This is a genomic window from Acidiferrobacter sp., assembly GCF_054609335.1.
Map to the genome: position 1 here is coordinate 68,202 of NZ_JBTRWP010000003.1, position 15,116 is coordinate 83,317.

General features: G+C 64.6%; 14 protein-coding genes. 7 read left to right on the top strand and 7 right to left on the bottom strand.

The annotated features are described in order from the left end of the window. Positions 1 to 16: 16 nt before the first annotated feature. The 3 genes from ACYCTF_RS01410 to ACYCTF_RS01420 all read right to left on the bottom strand — a co-directional run bounded on the left by ACYCTF_RS01410 (position 17) and on the right by ACYCTF_RS01420 (position 1,710). Positions 17 to 490, bottom strand: coding sequence for a c-type cytochrome (locus ACYCTF_RS01410; protein WP_461282311.1), 474 nt, complete (start codon positions 488 to 490; stop codon positions 17 to 19). Between the two features lie 280 nt (positions 491 to 770). After that, the gene (locus ACYCTF_RS01415) at positions 771 to 1,460 is read right to left on the bottom strand and encodes a Bax inhibitor-1 family protein (RefSeq protein ID WP_461282312.1); all 690 of its coding nucleotides are present in this window, start codon (positions 1,458 to 1,460) and stop codon (positions 771 to 773) included. Positions 1,461 to 1,539: 79 nt separating this feature from the next. After that, positions 1,540 to 1,710 carry a hypothetical protein gene (locus ACYCTF_RS01420; RefSeq protein ID WP_461282313.1) on the bottom strand — a complete coding sequence of 57 codons (171 nt, stop codon included), beginning with the start codon at positions 1,708 to 1,710 and terminating at the stop codon, positions 1,540 to 1,542. 247 nt (positions 1,711 to 1,957) lie between these two features. On the opposite strand from ACYCTF_RS01420, the gene nirB reads away from it, so the two are divergent. The 4 genes from nirB (at position 1,958) to ACYCTF_RS01440 (ending at position 8,067) form a co-directional block, all read left to right on the top strand. Further along, on the top strand, positions 1,958 to 4,402 hold the full coding sequence (gene nirB, locus ACYCTF_RS01425) for a nitrite reductase large subunit NirB (RefSeq protein ID WP_461282314.1): 2,445 nt from the start codon (positions 1,958 to 1,960) through the stop codon (positions 4,400 to 4,402). Between the two features lie 17 nt (positions 4,403 to 4,419). Beyond that, positions 4,420 to 4,731 carry a nitrite reductase small subunit NirD gene (gene nirD, locus ACYCTF_RS01430; RefSeq protein ID WP_461284425.1) on the top strand — a complete coding sequence of 104 codons (312 nt, stop codon included), beginning with the start codon at positions 4,420 to 4,422 and terminating at the stop codon, positions 4,729 to 4,731. Between the two features lie 20 nt (positions 4,732 to 4,751). Continuing rightward, complete coding sequence (gene ybiB, locus ACYCTF_RS01435; protein ID WP_461282315.1) at positions 4,752 to 5,798, top strand: DNA-binding protein YbiB; 1,047 nt, start codon at positions 4,752 to 4,754, stop codon at positions 5,796 to 5,798. 490 nt (positions 5,799 to 6,288) lie between these two features. Continuing rightward, positions 6,289 to 8,067, top strand: a complete 1,779-nt coding sequence (locus ACYCTF_RS01440; RefSeq protein ID WP_461282316.1) for a diguanylate cyclase domain-containing protein — start codon at positions 6,289 to 6,291, stop codon at positions 8,065 to 8,067. On the opposite strand, the gene ACYCTF_RS01445 is transcribed toward ACYCTF_RS01440, so the two are convergent. Next, the gene (locus tag ACYCTF_RS01445; protein ID WP_461282317.1) at positions 8,042 to 9,025 is read right to left on the bottom strand and encodes an alpha/beta fold hydrolase; all 984 of its coding nucleotides are present in this window, start codon (positions 9,023 to 9,025) and stop codon (positions 8,042 to 8,044) included. The two genes, ACYCTF_RS01440 and ACYCTF_RS01445, sit on opposite strands and share 26 nt — an antisense overlap. 368 nt (positions 9,026 to 9,393) lie before the next feature. On the opposite strand from ACYCTF_RS01445, the gene ACYCTF_RS01450 reads away from it, so the two are divergent. Further along, entirely contained in the window at positions 9,394 to 10,566 is a 1,173-nt protein-coding gene (locus ACYCTF_RS01450) for an MFS transporter (protein ID WP_461282318.1), read from the top strand. A 16-nt stretch (positions 10,567 to 10,582) separates the two neighbouring features. Here ACYCTF_RS01450 and dnaQ read toward each other — a convergent pair whose 3' ends face one another. Genes dnaQ through ACYCTF_RS01465 form a run of 3 tightly spaced genes read right to left on the bottom strand, consistent with a single transcriptional unit; the run spans position 10,583 to position 12,502 of the window. Then, positions 10,583 to 11,299, bottom strand: a complete 717-nt coding sequence (gene dnaQ / locus ACYCTF_RS01455) for a DNA polymerase III subunit epsilon (RefSeq protein ID WP_461282339.1) — start codon at positions 11,297 to 11,299, stop codon at positions 10,583 to 10,585. Next, positions 11,299 to 11,757, bottom strand: coding sequence for a ribonuclease HI (rnhA, locus tag ACYCTF_RS01460; protein WP_461282319.1), 459 nt, complete (start codon positions 11,755 to 11,757; stop codon positions 11,299 to 11,301). The genes dnaQ and rnhA overlap by 1 nt, the downstream gene beginning before the upstream one ends. Next, positions 11,750 to 12,502, bottom strand: a complete 753-nt coding sequence (locus ACYCTF_RS01465) for a class I SAM-dependent methyltransferase (RefSeq protein WP_461282320.1) — start codon at positions 12,500 to 12,502, stop codon at positions 11,750 to 11,752. The genes rnhA and ACYCTF_RS01465 overlap by 8 nt, the downstream gene beginning before the upstream one ends. Positions 12,503 to 12,525: 23 nt before the next feature. Here ACYCTF_RS01465 and gloB point away from each other — a divergent pair, with 23 nt between their 5' ends. Both gloB and ACYCTF_RS01475 read left to right on the top strand, forming a co-directional pair. Further along, positions 12,526 to 13,299 carry a hydroxyacylglutathione hydrolase gene (gene gloB, locus ACYCTF_RS01470; RefSeq protein ID WP_461282321.1) on the top strand — a complete coding sequence of 258 codons (774 nt, stop codon included), beginning with the start codon at positions 12,526 to 12,528 and terminating at the stop codon, positions 13,297 to 13,299. A 287-nt stretch (positions 13,300 to 13,586) separates the two neighbouring features. Beyond that, positions 13,587 to 14,861, top strand: coding sequence for a LysM peptidoglycan-binding domain-containing protein (locus ACYCTF_RS01475; protein WP_461282322.1), 1,275 nt, complete (start codon positions 13,587 to 13,589; stop codon positions 14,859 to 14,861). Positions 14,862 to 15,116 lie beyond the last annotated feature (255 nt).

Genomic DNA, 15,116 nt, shown 5'->3' on the forward strand with positions numbered 1-15,116 from the left:
CCGTCACGCCCAACCTTTAATGGGTCGGTCCGCCGATGGCGATGCGTTGACCTGCAGCAATGGACTTTAAATAACTCACAAGATCGACCATGGTCGAACTCCCATAGGCCGGTGCACGACCCACGATCCCGTCTCTCACGCAGTGCCGGATCTGAGCTTCCAGGGTCATGACGCGATGTGACTTCACGCTGTAGCGCGGGAACACGGCGGCGGCGTTACGCAGGCTCGCGATTCGGCGTCCGTCGGGGAGACGTCCGCGGACTAGGCCCCCCTGGATATGGCAGGCCGCGCACGTCATGAAGCGGGGTCCGCCATGCGGCGCCCCGTCCAGGGCCGCAAATGCGCTCGCGGCATCCGGAACGGGCTTTACGTGACTACCGAAGCTGTCGTCATTGAAGATGTGCGCGCCACGCGCCACGGCCTGCTGTAAGGCGGGCGGTAAAGGCGCGGCCCCCGCGACCCCGGCGATGACCAGAGCCGCAATTGCCAAAACGTTGCGTCCGCGGCGTGCCCTCCTTCGACCCCCCATAACCCGCCCCTCCCGTGTAAAGATCCGTGATCAAAGTACCCGCCAAAAAACCCGCCGCCCGTCTTGCTACGCGAGCTGCGATCGGGGCCTTCAAGATCGGGTCACTATACTATCGTTCGCGAAGCGGCAAAAGCGCCGCGGCCGCAAGCTTGCGGGCGAGCCGGGGGTGAAGCCGTGAGGTATTGGGAAGGGGTAAACCCCAGGACGGCCCCGCCAAGGCGGCCGTCCTGGAGATGGGGGCTTAGTTGCGGCGCCCCCCTTGAAGGGCACCCAGGATCTGGAGCAAGGCCATGAAGATATTCAGGACGTCGAGGTAGAGGCTCACGGCAATGATCACTGGGCGCGTCTCGCCACCGTTGATCATGCGGCTCGTGTCGAACAACACAAGCCCCGAGAATACGATCAAGGCCATGCCCGCCACCACAAGCTGCAGGCCCGCCAGATGGAAGAACATGTTGGCGAGCGAAGCCAGCACCACGATCACGAGCCCCGTCATCAAAAAGCCGCCCATGTAGCTGAAGTTGCGGCGTGACACCAGCGCGTAAATCGAGAGGCTCCCGAATATGACGGCCGTGCCGAGCAAGGCCTCGGCCACGATGTTCGGGCCCGCCGGCAGCCGCAGGTACATGGCGATCGCGGGGCCTAGTGAGTAGCCCATGAGCCCGGTGAACGCGAAGATCAGCGGGACGGCCATCGGGCTTCCGCGGCCCCCCGTCCATTCGACCGCGAACAGGCTCACGAAGGCCGCGATCATGACCATGATCGGATGCTGATAGGCGAACAGCGAATGCATGCCAAACGTCGCCGTGAACGTGCTGAACAGCAAGGTCGCGGCGAGCAACAAATAAGTCTTGTGGATGACCGTCGTGGCGGCGTAACCGCTCTGAGCGCCCGTGGGCGGGACATCCGCATACCAATTAGAACGAGCCATGCTGGCCCTCCTTACCGTGATGACGGTGCAAACCGATTATATCGACCTTCCGTACGATAGCACATTCCTGCAAACGGGTTCAGACGGACTCCTCCAGCGCGTGGAGGATCACGGCGACCAGGATGCCGACGAGTCCAACCCAAAAGAACACCCATACCAACGCCAGCAGGATATGCATGACGAACAACACAGCCCAGATCACGAGCAGGCTCAAGCCCACGCCCATGAGAGTCCGCTTGATATCCTTCACTATCGCACCCCCTTCCTCTCCACTTGGACCCTTATATGGGGTCGCATGGCGCCCAGGTCAAGGCCGCGCGCAAAGGGGCCCGCAGTGGTGCATTTTTTTGGCCATCACACAAGCTTGGTGCAGAGCGGATCCCCAGGATGCCCCATTTCTGCGCCTAGGGCGCCTGGCACGATGGTTGCTCATGGATCGAGAGGACGCGATCGCCGTTCCAGCGACCGCGCTTATCGGACCTCGCGAGGTGTAGGGCATGAACAATGCGGTTTCAGTGAAGCCCCGGCTGGTGGTGATCGGCAATGGCATGGCCGGCATGCGTACCATCGAGGAGCTCCTAAAGATGGCCCCCGACCATTACGACATCACCGTGTTCGGGGACGAGCCCCACCCCAACTACAATCGCATCCTGCTGTCCCCGGTGCTCGCCGGCGAGATGGCCTTCGAGGACACCATCCTGAATGGCCGGGCATGGTATGAGCAACACGGCATCTCCTTGCATACGACCGCCCCTGTCACGACCATCGACCGGGTCCGCCGTCAGGTGATCGCGGCGAACGGCACCGTCGCCCCCTATGACCGGCTGCTCCTCGCCATGGGCTCGCACCCCTTCGTCCCCGACATCGAAGGGGCGCGACTACCCGGCGTCATGAGCTACCGCACGATCGAGGACGTCAACGCCATGCGGGCCCTGCCAGCGGGCGCGAAAGCGATCATCATAGGCGGCGGCCTCTTGGGCCTCGAGGCGGCCTACGGCCTCCTCTCCCAGGGGGTGCAGGTGACCGTCGTCCATCGCCATCCCTGGCTGCTCGAGCGCCAGATGGACCGGGTCGGGGGCGACCTCCTGCAGCGGAGCCTCATCGAGCGCGGATTGTGCTTTTGTCTATCGTCGGAGACTGAGGCGATACTCGGCGGCGAGCGCGTCGAGGCCATACGCCTAAAAGACGGGCGCCTCCTCGAAGCCGATCTTGTGGTCTTCGCGGTCGGCATCAGGCCGCGCAAGACCCTTGCCCGCGAGGCCGGACTCCATTGCGATCGCGGCATCATCGTCGACGACACGCTCCAGACCTTTGACCCGCGCATCTACGCCGTGGGGGAATGCGTCCAGCATCGCGGCGCGACCTATGGGCTCGTGGCGCCACTCTTTGAGCAAGCCAAAGTGGCGGCCAATCACCTCGCATGCTACGGAAGGCTGCGCTACACGGGCTCGATCACGAGCACCAAACTCAAGGTCACGGGGATAGACCTGTTCTCGGCGGGGGATTTCGCGGGCGGCACGGGCTGCGAAGAGGTCTCCCTCCTCGACCCCGCAGCCGGCGTCTATAAGAAGGCGGTAATCCGCGACCACAAACTCGCGGGCATGCTTCTGTACGGCGACACTTCGCTCGGTCCCTGGCTCTTTCAGCTGCTGCGCAATGGCAACGACATCACCGACCTGCGCGACCACCTTCTATTCGGTGAACCCGCCGGCGATGCGCGTCACGGCGGCGAACGCGCCATCGCGCAAATGCCGGACACAGCGGAAGTGTGCGGCTGTAACGGCGTAAGCAAAGGGACGATCGTGCACGCGATCCGGGCCCAGGGACTCTTTACCGTAGACGACGTCCGTCGCTGCACCAAGGCGAGCAGCTCCTGCGGCTCGTGTAGCGGGCTCGTAGAGCAGATCCTCTCCAGCGTCCTCGGGGGGCTTTATGAAACGCCGCCCCAAAAACGGGCCCTGTGCGCCTGCACCGATCTCACCCACGACGAGGTTCGCGACGCCATCGTCACACGCAAGCTCTTGTCTGCGCGCGAGGCCTTCCGGGTCCTTGAGTGGAAGGCCCAGGGCGGATGCCCCACTTGCCGGCCAGCCGTGAACTACTACGTGCGCACCGCCTGGCCCATCGAGGCCTCGGACGATCCGCAGGCGCGCTTCGTCAATGAACGGGTGCATGCCAACATCCAGAAGGATGGCACCTACTCGGTCATACCGCGCATGTACGGCGGCGTGACCACGCCCGCCGAGCTCAAGCGCATCGCGGAAGTGGCCGAACGCTACGACGTACCCATGGTCAAGCTCACGGGCGGACAGCGTATCGACCTGCTCGGCGTAAAAAAAAGCGACCTCCCGGCGATTTGGGCCGACCTCGGGATGCCGTCCGGGCACGCCTACGGCAAGGCCTTGCGGACCTGTAAGTCGTGCGTGGGCACCGAATTCTGCCGCTTCGGGACGCAAGACAGCACACATCTGGCCATCACTCTCGAAAAGCGTCTGGAGCGCATGTGGTCGCCGCACAAGGTTAAACTCGCGGCCTCCGGCTGCCCGCGCAATTGCGCTGAAAGCACGATCAAGGACTTCGGCGTCATAGGCGTGGACTCCGGCTGGGAGATCTATGTCGGCGGCAATGGGGGGATGAAGCTGCGCGGCGGCGACCTGCTGGCCAAAGTCAAGACCGAAGACGAGGTCGTCGAGATCGCCGAAGCATTCATGCAACTCTATCGGAAAGAGGCCTACTATCTCGAGCGCACCGCGCCATGGATCGAGCGGGTCGGCCTAGACCATGTGAAGGACCAGATCCTTGCCAAACCCGAGACCCGCAAGCAACTCGCCGAGGAACTGAGGACCGCGATCGGCCAGGAGCGCGACCCGTGGGCCGCGGCCCTGGCAGGCGCCATCACCATCCATGCCGAGCCCCTGCGTGCGACGGAGGCCCTCCCATGAGTGCGGCGGCGGACGACATGACCTGGCGGGACGTCGCGGGGCTCGCCGATATACCGCCCCTCGGGGGCCGGGTCCTCGTGACCCCAACAGGCGAGATCGCCCTTCTGCGCAACGAGGACGGAGAGGTATTCGCTCTCGACAACCACTGCCCCCACAAAGGGGGTCCACTGGCCGAGGGCACGGTGACCGGATACACCGTTCATTGCCCTTTGCACGGCTGGCGCATCGATCTCTCCTCTGGGCAGGCGCGCGACCCCGACTGCGGCTCGGTCCGAACCTGGGATGTGCGCATCGAAGGGAACCGCATACTCCTGCGCTTGCCGCGATGAGCCTCGACCGATCCCTGGAGATGACGACGATGATCCCGGCCCAAGACATACCGGGGATATTGAGTGTAGTGGCACGCGGCGCGGACGGCTCCTCCGACTTGAGTCGCGAGGCCGCCCACGCCCTGTTCGCCGAGTGGTTGAGCGGCCAGCTGCCCTCGGTCGCCCAAGGCGCGCTCTGGGTCGCCTTTCGGTTAAAGGGCGAGACCCTAGCCGAGTTGCTCGGTTTCGTGGCCGCCACCGAAGAGTGCCTGGCGACCATCACGGCCCCGACGGGTCCCAAGCCCGTCGTCCTCCCCTCCTACAATGGGGCGCGGCGACACGCAAACCTCCTACCCTTGCTGGCCCTGCTGCTCGCCCGCGAAGGCGTGCCCGTGCTCATCCACGGTTCCTACGGCGGCCCCGCCGAGGAAACGACGCTCACCTTGCCGCAACATGATCCGAGCGCACGTACGACGACCGGCGAGATCCTCGCCCACCTGGGGTTTCCTCCGGTGCCCACGCGCTACGCCCTGCACAATCAACTCCAGCGTCACCATCTGGCGTACGTGCCTCTGGACATACTCCATCCAAAGCTCGCCTCCATACTATCGCTGCGCCGTGCGCTCGGCGTACGCTCGAGCGCGCACACGGTGATCAAGCTTTTCAATCCGTTCAAAACCCCCGTCGTGCAGTGCGCGGCCGTGACCCATCCGCCCTATCTCGAGCGCATGCGCGCATTCTTCGTCGCCGCCGGATCCACGGCCCTCGTGCTACGCGGAACCGAAGGGGAACCCGTGGCCCACGCCCGGCGCCGTCCGGCTCTGATTGGTATCGACGCCGGCTCTGAACGCGAGTGGTTCAGTGAGGATCGCGCGCCTTTGACCCACATCACCGAATTGCCGACCGACCGAGGCGCAGCCGCAACCTGTCTCTTCATCGAAGAGACGCTGGCCGGCCACCGGGCCATCCCCGACCCTATTCGTGACCAAGCGGCCTGCCTGCTCGTCATGAGCGGGGCTGCGCCCAACTTGGCACAAGCGTGGGCCACGCTCGATTCATCGCCGAGACATGCCGGGCGGCGATCGTGACGACTCCCGGTCCCACGATCGGCAGCCCTTGCGATCCCATGGCAGCGCGTAATACCCGGATCGCCGCGCACCCCGCGGCACGCCGCGCACCCAGCAAACACGCCGAATACATAATGGGTTTGTCGCTTATAGAAAGATGCGATGGCGATGGCCGCCGGCCCGACTACCCTCCATAAAGACCCTGCAGACCCGTGCCACCACGCGCACCCACCGTTCGGACACGCGCGACCCCCCCTCGACCCTGACCCCACGGAATGAAAGGGCATTTTCCGCGCTCGGGTGGCATTCTTGCCTCTGTGGGATACTAGCGCGACCGCCGCCTACGGCCGCGCCCGTACATCGCCCCTCGTAACCCGCTCATACCCCCCGTGCACCATGAGCGAAGGCCGAGCGTCTATGATCGTCCCTGCGAGACCGGACCGGTCCGCCTTCCGCGATCAGCGTCGCCAAGTTCTGTCCGACGTCGGTCGGGGGCTATCGAGGAGAGTCCATGGCCGCATACAAGAACCCGATATCGCCGCCTCTTCCGGAACAGCTTTTCCACGAGCTTGCAAACACGCTGGAATTCGACCGCTTCTTCTGCAATGCGGCGCGCGCCGCGGGGCTTGCGGTCAATGCAGATTACGCCGGTCTCATCCGGCGCTCCGGGAACCCGTCGCGTTATGAGTTCTTTTTCGCCCTAGACTCCGCAGGGAAACAGCCCCCCACGCCGGAGATCCTGATTGCAAACACCGACACCGTGGGGCGGGTCCTCAATCTGGGCCAAACCCTATACGCAACCAAAAGCGCCTTTGTCACCCCCGCACCGGACATAGACCTGGCCTCGCACCTCGTCGTGCCCATGCGTGTGGCGGGGCGCGTTGAAGGGGCGCTGGTGCTCGCTTGGCGGCATCGGCCACGGCGGCCGCCGACACGACGCAGACTGCGCCTCGTAGAGGCCTTGGTGGCCTTCATGGGTAATGCCAGCTACCGCTCGGCCGTCGAAGCCGCGCTTACCCGCGATGCAAGGTGCGATCCGCTCACGGGACTACCCAACCGCAGCGTCCTCATGGATCGCCTCGCCCATGGTTGTCGCAGGGCCGGGCGGAACGACCACTTACTTGTCATCGCGCTCCTCGATGTGGACAGCTTCAAGAGCATCAACGACGAGCTCGGGCATGAAGCGGGCGACCATCTGCTCGCGACCCTGGCCGGGCGGCTGGCGAATTCCGTTCGCCTGGCCGATACCGTCAGCCGATACGGCGGCGACGAGTTCGTGATCCTCATGGAAGACATAACGCATCTCGAGCAAATCGAGGGCATGCTCGACCGCATGCTGTTTGCCATCCGCCAGCCGATCCCGTTTGAAGGACGCTTCCTCAGTGTCACCATAAGCGTGGGCCTCACGATCTACCCTTTCGACGATCAGCCGCCCGACGTCTTGCTGCAGCACGCGGATCAGGCCATGTACGAGGCCAAGCGCGCCGGGGGCGACCGCTACCGCTGCTTCGAGCGCGCTAATACCGCGCTCCTCGCGCAGCGTTCGCAGCTGCGCCGCGATATCGAGACGGCCATATCGCATAATCTCTGGGAACCTCGCTACCAACCCATTCTCGATCGCGCGGGTCGCCCCGCCGGGATCGAGGTCCGCCTCCGCTGGCAGAGATCCGACGGCACCACTGTATGCGAAGAGACGGCGTCTGAACTTGTCGAAGCGTCCACGCGAACCGGCCTTCTCGAATGCCTGCTCGCGGCGACCCGACGTGACTGCCTAAGCTACGGCCGCCCGCCTGCGCCCCTGCACATCAATATCCACGCCGCCGAACTGTATGATCGACGGCTGCCCGCCCGGCTCTCGGATTGGCGCGACGAGATCTACGGGGCCGAGAGCGGCACCATCGTCGTAGAAGTTCCGGATGACGTGCTCGCGTCCCATCCCCAGGCCGGCGCGCGGCTTGCCTTGGCCCTGGAGGAGCGCGGTCTGCGTCTCATCGTCGATCAGTACCAGGCGCACAAGCGCGCGGATCTGGCCCATATCGCCGCCACGCCTCTCTATGGCGTCAAGTGCGATCCCGTCGCCGACGCGCGCGGCTCACGCCTCCTGCGGGCCCTCAGCGCGGGCATGAACGCTCTGGGGCTCGCGGTGTACGTCGACGGCATCGATACTCACCCCGCCCGCACGGTGGTCGACGCCATCGGCTGGGACTACGGTCAGGGTCTCGCCTTCGCGCCCGAACTCGACGCCCCGGCGCTCGCGCTCTGGCTCAAGAACGGCCTCCCTGCCCTATGACGTCGCGGATGATAGTCGTCCGATACCGGATAGGCAGGGAGTAGTGTCCCTCGCCCTCAATCAGGTGCGGACGGGCCCTTGGGAGCAGCGCGGCGATCTCGAGCGCCATACGCGCCGGCACGATGCGGTCGGCTGCACCCTGCCAAAGCGCACACTCCGATGAGATCTCGGCCAGAGAGAAGTCCCAAGGTCGCACGTACAACAGGAGATCCTGCACCGCCGCTTGCGCGCCGCGGCGCATGCCTTCGTACTGCGCGGCCACTAGGACATCGAGCACGGCGGGATCGGCCAGCACCTCGCGATCCGCGGCCGAGGCAAGACGGGCGCCCAACCTCAAACGACCCCGCAAACGCAGGAAGCGCGTCACGGGCCACGCCACAAGAGGGGCCAAGACCGGTCCAAGATCGGCGAGATGCAAGGCCCCGCGCACGAGCGGAAACAGGTCGTCGCGGCACGCCCTGAGCGCCTCCGGTGGTCCAAGGGCGCCCACCAAGGCGCCGCGCGTGACCCGCTGCGGCATGTGCGCAAGCAAGGACAGAGCGTAAGGTCCGCCACCCGACACCCCAACGACCGCGACGGAACCGAGTCCGAGCGTATCGAGCAGCACCGCGACATCATCAGCAAAACTTCTCAAGGTGCGCCCCTTGAGGGGACTCGACCGTCCGTAGCCCGGCCGGTCCGGGGCGATGATGCGCGCACCCTCGGCGGCCAACACGGGGGCAAGCAGGCCCGCCTCGAGCGAGCAACTCGGGAAGCCATGACAATAGAGGATCGGTATCCCAGAAGGTGGGCCGTAATCCGCATAAGCGAACAGGCGCCCGTCCGGCAGCGTCACGGACCCAAAGGAGGCGCCCGCCGGGATGACAATCCCATACCTCCGAAGCGCTCGCGCGCCACCCCCGACGCCTCCTGTATCGGCTGTGATCCGGGCATCTTTGCGACTCCAGTCAATAGACATGAGACATCCTCAATAGAGCGACCCAACGACAGAGCCCCCGATGGCGAGCGCCCCGACGGGCCGCGGCCGCCAAGCCTCCCGACGGCGCTCATACCATTATGGCGCAGGCCCAGCCATCCCCGGAATCGGACGTGCCTTACACCTCGATTGCAGGCGCCCTTCCCACCGACCGAGCGCGCAGGTGCCCTGAAGGCCCGACACCCCGGTCCACGGCGGTGAGTAATCGCTTCGCCATCGGGAGCTGCGAGACGTAATCATTGATCCTGCCCGGGTTCCCCTGGCTGCGCGTTTCGCGCTATCCTCCGACGTATACTCGCTCCAAAGAGGTTCGGCTTCCCGTCATGCCTTTGGCAACACCTTAACCGCTCGTGCGCAAACTCTCGTTTCTGACCGCCATCGCGCTCACCGGCGCGCTCGCGCTTTTGAGTTCGACTATGGCCAAGACCCCGGCCTTACCACTCTTTGCGCGATCGCTCGGGGCGTCCCCGCAGCTCATAGGTTGGGCGGTCATGGCCTCGACCGTACCCGGCATCCTCATAAGCCTGCCGGCGGGCCTCTTGCGCGACCGCTTGGGCGCCCGGCCGCTTCTGGTCGCGGCACTCTTCGTGTTCGCCACCGCCCCGTTCCTGTATCTGCTTGTGCAAACCATAGGGGAACTCGCCATCGTGCGCTTCTACCACGGCTTTGCCACAGCGATCTTCGGCACGGTTGTCGGCGCTGAGATCGCCGCCCGCTATCCGCAGAATCGCGGCCACGCGCTCGGCGTTTACAGTTCGGTAAGCACGGTGGGACGTTCCATCGCGCCCTTCCTGGGCGGCGTCTTGATCTCCGAGGCAAACTTTCCGGGCGTCTTCCTGGGGTGCGCGGTGGCCGGGGTACTGGCATTGAGCTTTGGGCTGCGCGCGAGCGCCTTCCACGCGCCGACGACAGCACGCGAGCGCCCCGCCTCCGGGACGAGCCCCACGCTGGCCGTGCTCCGCGATCGCGTCGTGATGGTCACAAGCCTCGTGGAGGCCCTGCAATACTTGGTGTTCGGGTCGGTCGAGGCCTTTCTGGCCGTCTACGCCGCCCACCACCACCTGCCCCCTTGGACCATAGGCCTGCTTCTTGGGATCCAACTGGGTATCGTCGTACTCTTCAAACCACGGCTGGGCGCCTTATCCGATCGGTTTGGACGTCGTCCGGTCATCCTCGTGGGCCTCTTGATTGGGACGCTGGCCGTCGCAGCCCTGCCGTTTACCGCCCGCGTCTGGGCGCTCTTGCTGATCAACGCGCTCTTCGGGTTCGGATTCGCGGCGACCACCGCGGCGACCGGGGCACTGGTGGCCGACCGCGCGCGCTCGGGGGGCTTTGGGGCCAACATGGGCGTGCTGCGCTCGATCATGGATATCGGGCAGGCGACCGGGCCCGTCATGACCGGCGCGCTCATAGGCGCAGGCGGCTACCGCTTGGCCTTCCTCACGCTCGCGGCACTCCTTGTAATCGGCGCCTGCGCCTTCGCGCTCTCAGGATACGGCCGAGCGGCCGCAGCAAAGCCCTGACGGAGGGCGCAGGCCCTTAGCCGAGTAACTTCCAGAGGCTGCGGCCACCACTTTTTTTGTCGAGCATTTCGAGGTAGGCCTCATGGGCGGCTAGTTCCTCCGGCGATGGCTTGATCACAAGCGCTTCACCCCCCTCGAAGCTAAAACCCTCACCCGCTACCGACTCGACCTTGGCAGTCTCCTCGAGAAACAAAGGCGTCTGCCCACCGGTCATGGCCAGATAGACATCAGCCAGGATCTCAGCATCCAAGAGCGCGCCGTGGACCACGCGCTGACTATTGTCGATGCTGTAGCGACGACAGAGGGCGTCGAGGTTGTTTTTCTGGCCCGGATGGAGGGTGCGCGCGAGCTTCAGGGTGTCCTGGATCGTACAGCACTGCCCGATCTGGGTAACCGGTAGCGCGCAGCCCTGCGCCGCGGCGCGGGCGAACTCGGCGTTCAGGAAGCCGACATCGAACGGGGCGTTATGGATCAGGAGTTCAGCGCCCTCGACGAAGGCGATGAATTCTGCGGCGACATCCACAAAGCGCGGCTTGTCGGCCAACATCGCATTAGTGATGCCGTGGATCTCGATCGCCGCCGCGTCGATCTCCCGATCAGGATTCAGGTACTGGTGGAACCGCCGCCCCGTGACCCGCCGATCGATGAGCTCGATAGCGCCCACCTCAATGATGCGGTGCCCCTCCGCGGGCTCGAGGCCCGTGGTTTCGGTATCCAGAACGATTTGCCGTATCATGATACTCCCTTACGCCTTATACCCTGGAGCCGGTCTATAGCCTCATTGGCAAGACGGTCCGCGTGCTCGTTCCCGGCATCGCCGGAGTGGCCCTTTACCCATCGCCAATGCACGTTATGGCGACTCGCCGCCGCCTCTAACTCTCGCCACAAATCCGCATTGGCAACCGGCTGCCGTGATGCCGTGAGCCAGCCCCGTCGCTTCCATTGCGCAAGCCATTCGGTGACGCCGCGCCGCACATATTGCGAATCTGTAACGAGCTCGACATCACAAGCGCGACTCAAGGCCTTCAAAGCCGAGATCGCCGCCATGAGCTCCATGCGATTATTGGTCGTCATGGCCTCAGCGCCGCTTAGCACACGTTCATGGGCGCCCGCTCGCAGAACCGCGCCCCAGCCCCCGGGCCCGGGATTACCGCGGCACGCCCCGTCTGTATAGATCAACACCTTAGCCATAACGTGCCCCCGCCGGCTGCGACAAGGCGCGCACGCGCGCCTGTCTGCGGGTGACAAGGATGGGCGTCATACCAACGACGCGCTTGCGTGCCACAAGCACATACACAGCACCCCCCAGGGGCCACCAGCGGTCGCCCATAGGCTCCATAAAGGATAGACGATCCATCCAGCGCTGACCCCGGAATGGAGGCCGATAAAAGAGCATACTGCCCTGCGTCAGCTCAAAGTCGAGCAGAGACAACCAATCGCGTAACCGCCGCACACCTATCCAATCGCCGCACCATGGGGCGCGAGCGGAAGCGCGACGCAGCAGACAGGGCACGCGCCAGAGGCTCATGGCATTGAAACCCAGAATCACGACGTGCCCCTCCGGCACGAGGATGCGGTACGCCTCGCGCAACAGTTGATGGGGCATGGCCGATACATCCAGCGTATGCGGCAACAGCACGACCTGCACTGACTTGCTGTCAAACGGCAAGGCCTCCGCGCGCCCCGCCACCCATTGGGGTCCACTCATGGCGGGCTTGGGATCGACCACGAGATGCACGGCCGTGGGGCTCGATTCAAGCAGGTTGCGGCGCCCGAGCCACCCACACTGGACCCCGAAGGTGCCGGGCAACATCGGCAGGATCTCGCGTAGCCGATGCGCCTCCAGGGCCTGTAGTGACTCGCCGAGTGGCCCCGAGAACCACTCGCGCAGTCGCGCGACGCGCGCCTCCATGCCCTCGTCCGTTGACTCCCCCACGGCTAACCCCCACACTGCGTCGCATGGACGACGTCATAGCAGTCCAAGCCTTTCGCGACAACTATATATGGCTTGCCCCTGGATCGGAACCCGGTATCGTCGCGGTCGTGGATCCCGGGGACGCCGATCCCGTCATCGCGACCCTTACGGCACGAGGGCTTGCGCCCGCCTTTGTGCTCTGCACACACCACCACGGCGACCATGTGGGCGGCGTCGAAGCCCTGGCGCGGCGCTACCGAATCCCCGTGTACGGGCCGGCCGCCGAATCGATCCCCGGCGTCACCCATCCCGTCGTGGAAGGCGACATCGTCGGATCCGACCTAGGTGGCCGATACCAGGTGCTGGCGGTGCCCGGACACACGCGGGGGCATGTGGCCTATGTGGGGGCCGGTCGTGTCTTTTGCGGCGACACGCTCTTTTCCGCGGGCTGCGGCCGCCTCTTCGAAGGCACGGCCTTTCAGTTGCACACCTCACTCATGAAGCTCGCGGCACTCCCCCCCGAAACCCTGGTCTACTGCGGCCATGAATACACCCTGGCGAATCTTGCCTTCGCCCGCACCGTGGAACCGGACAATGCCGACATCCTGACCTTCGAGCGACGCTGTCGCCGCAGGCTAGCCGCGGGCCAGCCGACTATCCCCACCAGAATCGCCGACGAACGGGCCATCAATCCCTTCCTGCGGACCGCGATGCCGGCGGTTCGCCAGGCCGCCACGCGCCAAAGTCACCAAAAGTCCGATACGGACGCGTCCGTATTCGCTACACTACGCCGCTGGAAGGATGATTTTAAAGGATAAGCATCGTTGACGCAGAGCCTGGCACCTCCTATAGTTCGGGCTTATGGTCACGGCGTTCTTACATGGCAATCGCGGCAAATAAAGCGTTTCGATATGCAGGGCTCGGCATTCTGCTCACGAGCTTGGTAGGATGCGCCACGGCTCCCATGGCGCGATTCGCGTCGAGCAGCCCCGCACCCTCCCCCCTATCAAACACCGCCCAAACGCAGCCCGCGGCGCCCGCCGCGCCAGTCCCGACGGTCGTGAAAGTGGGGGAATGCCCGGTCCCGGCCATAAAGAATGCGCCCATGGCGCACGCCGTGGAAACGAGTGACGAGAAATACTCAAACCTTTGGAACCGCATCCGCGCCGGCCTGCGCTTGCCGCGTATGGAAGGGCCTCGCGTGGCGCGGTACGAACAGTGGTTCGCGAACAATCCGCAGTATGTCAACCGCATGCTGCAGCGCGCCAACCTTTATCTCTACCAGATCGTCGAGGATGTCAGCAAACGCAATATGCCGATGGAGATCGCGCTGCTGCCAGCGATCGAGAGCGGCTACTCCCCGAACGCCTACTCGCGATCCGCGGCGATCGGGCTTTGGCAGTTCGAGCCCTCGACGGGCCGACTCTGGGGCCTCAAGAACAACTGGTGGTACAACGGCGAACGCGACATCATTGCCTCAACGAATGCCGCGCTCGACTTCCTTCAATCGCTCCACCATCAATTCCATAGCTGGAACTTGGCGCTTGCAGCCTACAATTCGGGCCAGGGCACAGTCGCCAATGCCATTGCCCACAACAAGGCCTTGGGGCTCGGCACCCGCTACCGCGATCTGAGACTACCGCTTCAGACCGAACACTACGTGCCCAAGCTCATGGCGTTCGTGAACATCGTGCGCGATCCCGCGAAATACGGCCTGACGCTACATGCCATCCCCGACAGCCCCTATTTCGTGCGCGTGAATACGGGTTCCCAGGTCGATTTGAGCGTAATCGCGCGACTGGCCAACATGTCCTTGAAACAGCTCTACGCCATCAACCCGGGCTTTACGCAGTGGGCAACCGCGCCGAATGGCCCGCACACCATCCTCGTGCCGGTAGCCACCAAGGCCGCCCTCATTGAAGGCTTGAGTCAACTGCCGCCGCAGGATCGTATGCAGTGGGCCCGACACCGGGTCGTGCCGGGCGATTCCTTGTATCAAATCGCCCGCGAGTACGGCGTGAGCATCGCGTCGATACGCTCCACCAACCACCTCTACGGCAACCTCCTGCATGTAGGCCAAAGCCTCCTCATCCCCATGGCCGGGCGCCGGCTGGTCGTGTCGCGGCTTCATGATCACCACCCGCGCCCCGAGGTGACGTTGGCACGCCGTGGCGTACGACGCGTCAAGATCATCCATCGCGTGCGTCCCGGCGACACCCTCTGGAGCATCGCGGCACGCTATCGCGTCTATGTCGGACAGCTCGAGCGCTGGAACGTCCTCAACGCGCACGACGTCCTGCGACTCGGCCAACACATCCTCATATGGGCATCTCCCGCCATGGTGCCGCAAGCGGTGGCCAAGGCGCGCATCACGGAATAACGCCAAACCAGCTCAGGCCCGGCTGGCGACCGCAGTCGGCCTGACGTGCCGCGCCTGAGGATGGCGTGGCTTCTGTCGGGCAAGGAATAGCGTTAGACTGCGGTCCGTCATCGGCACCCCTCCGACATCATGCGAGTCCATCAGCATCACGAGGGGGCCACGACCGCCGTTACGGGGTCCGGTCTTGCGAGAGCGGGCCGTCACGAGCCTTACGGCCATCAAGCCCCGAGTGCGATCGGGGTCAGTCCACACAGC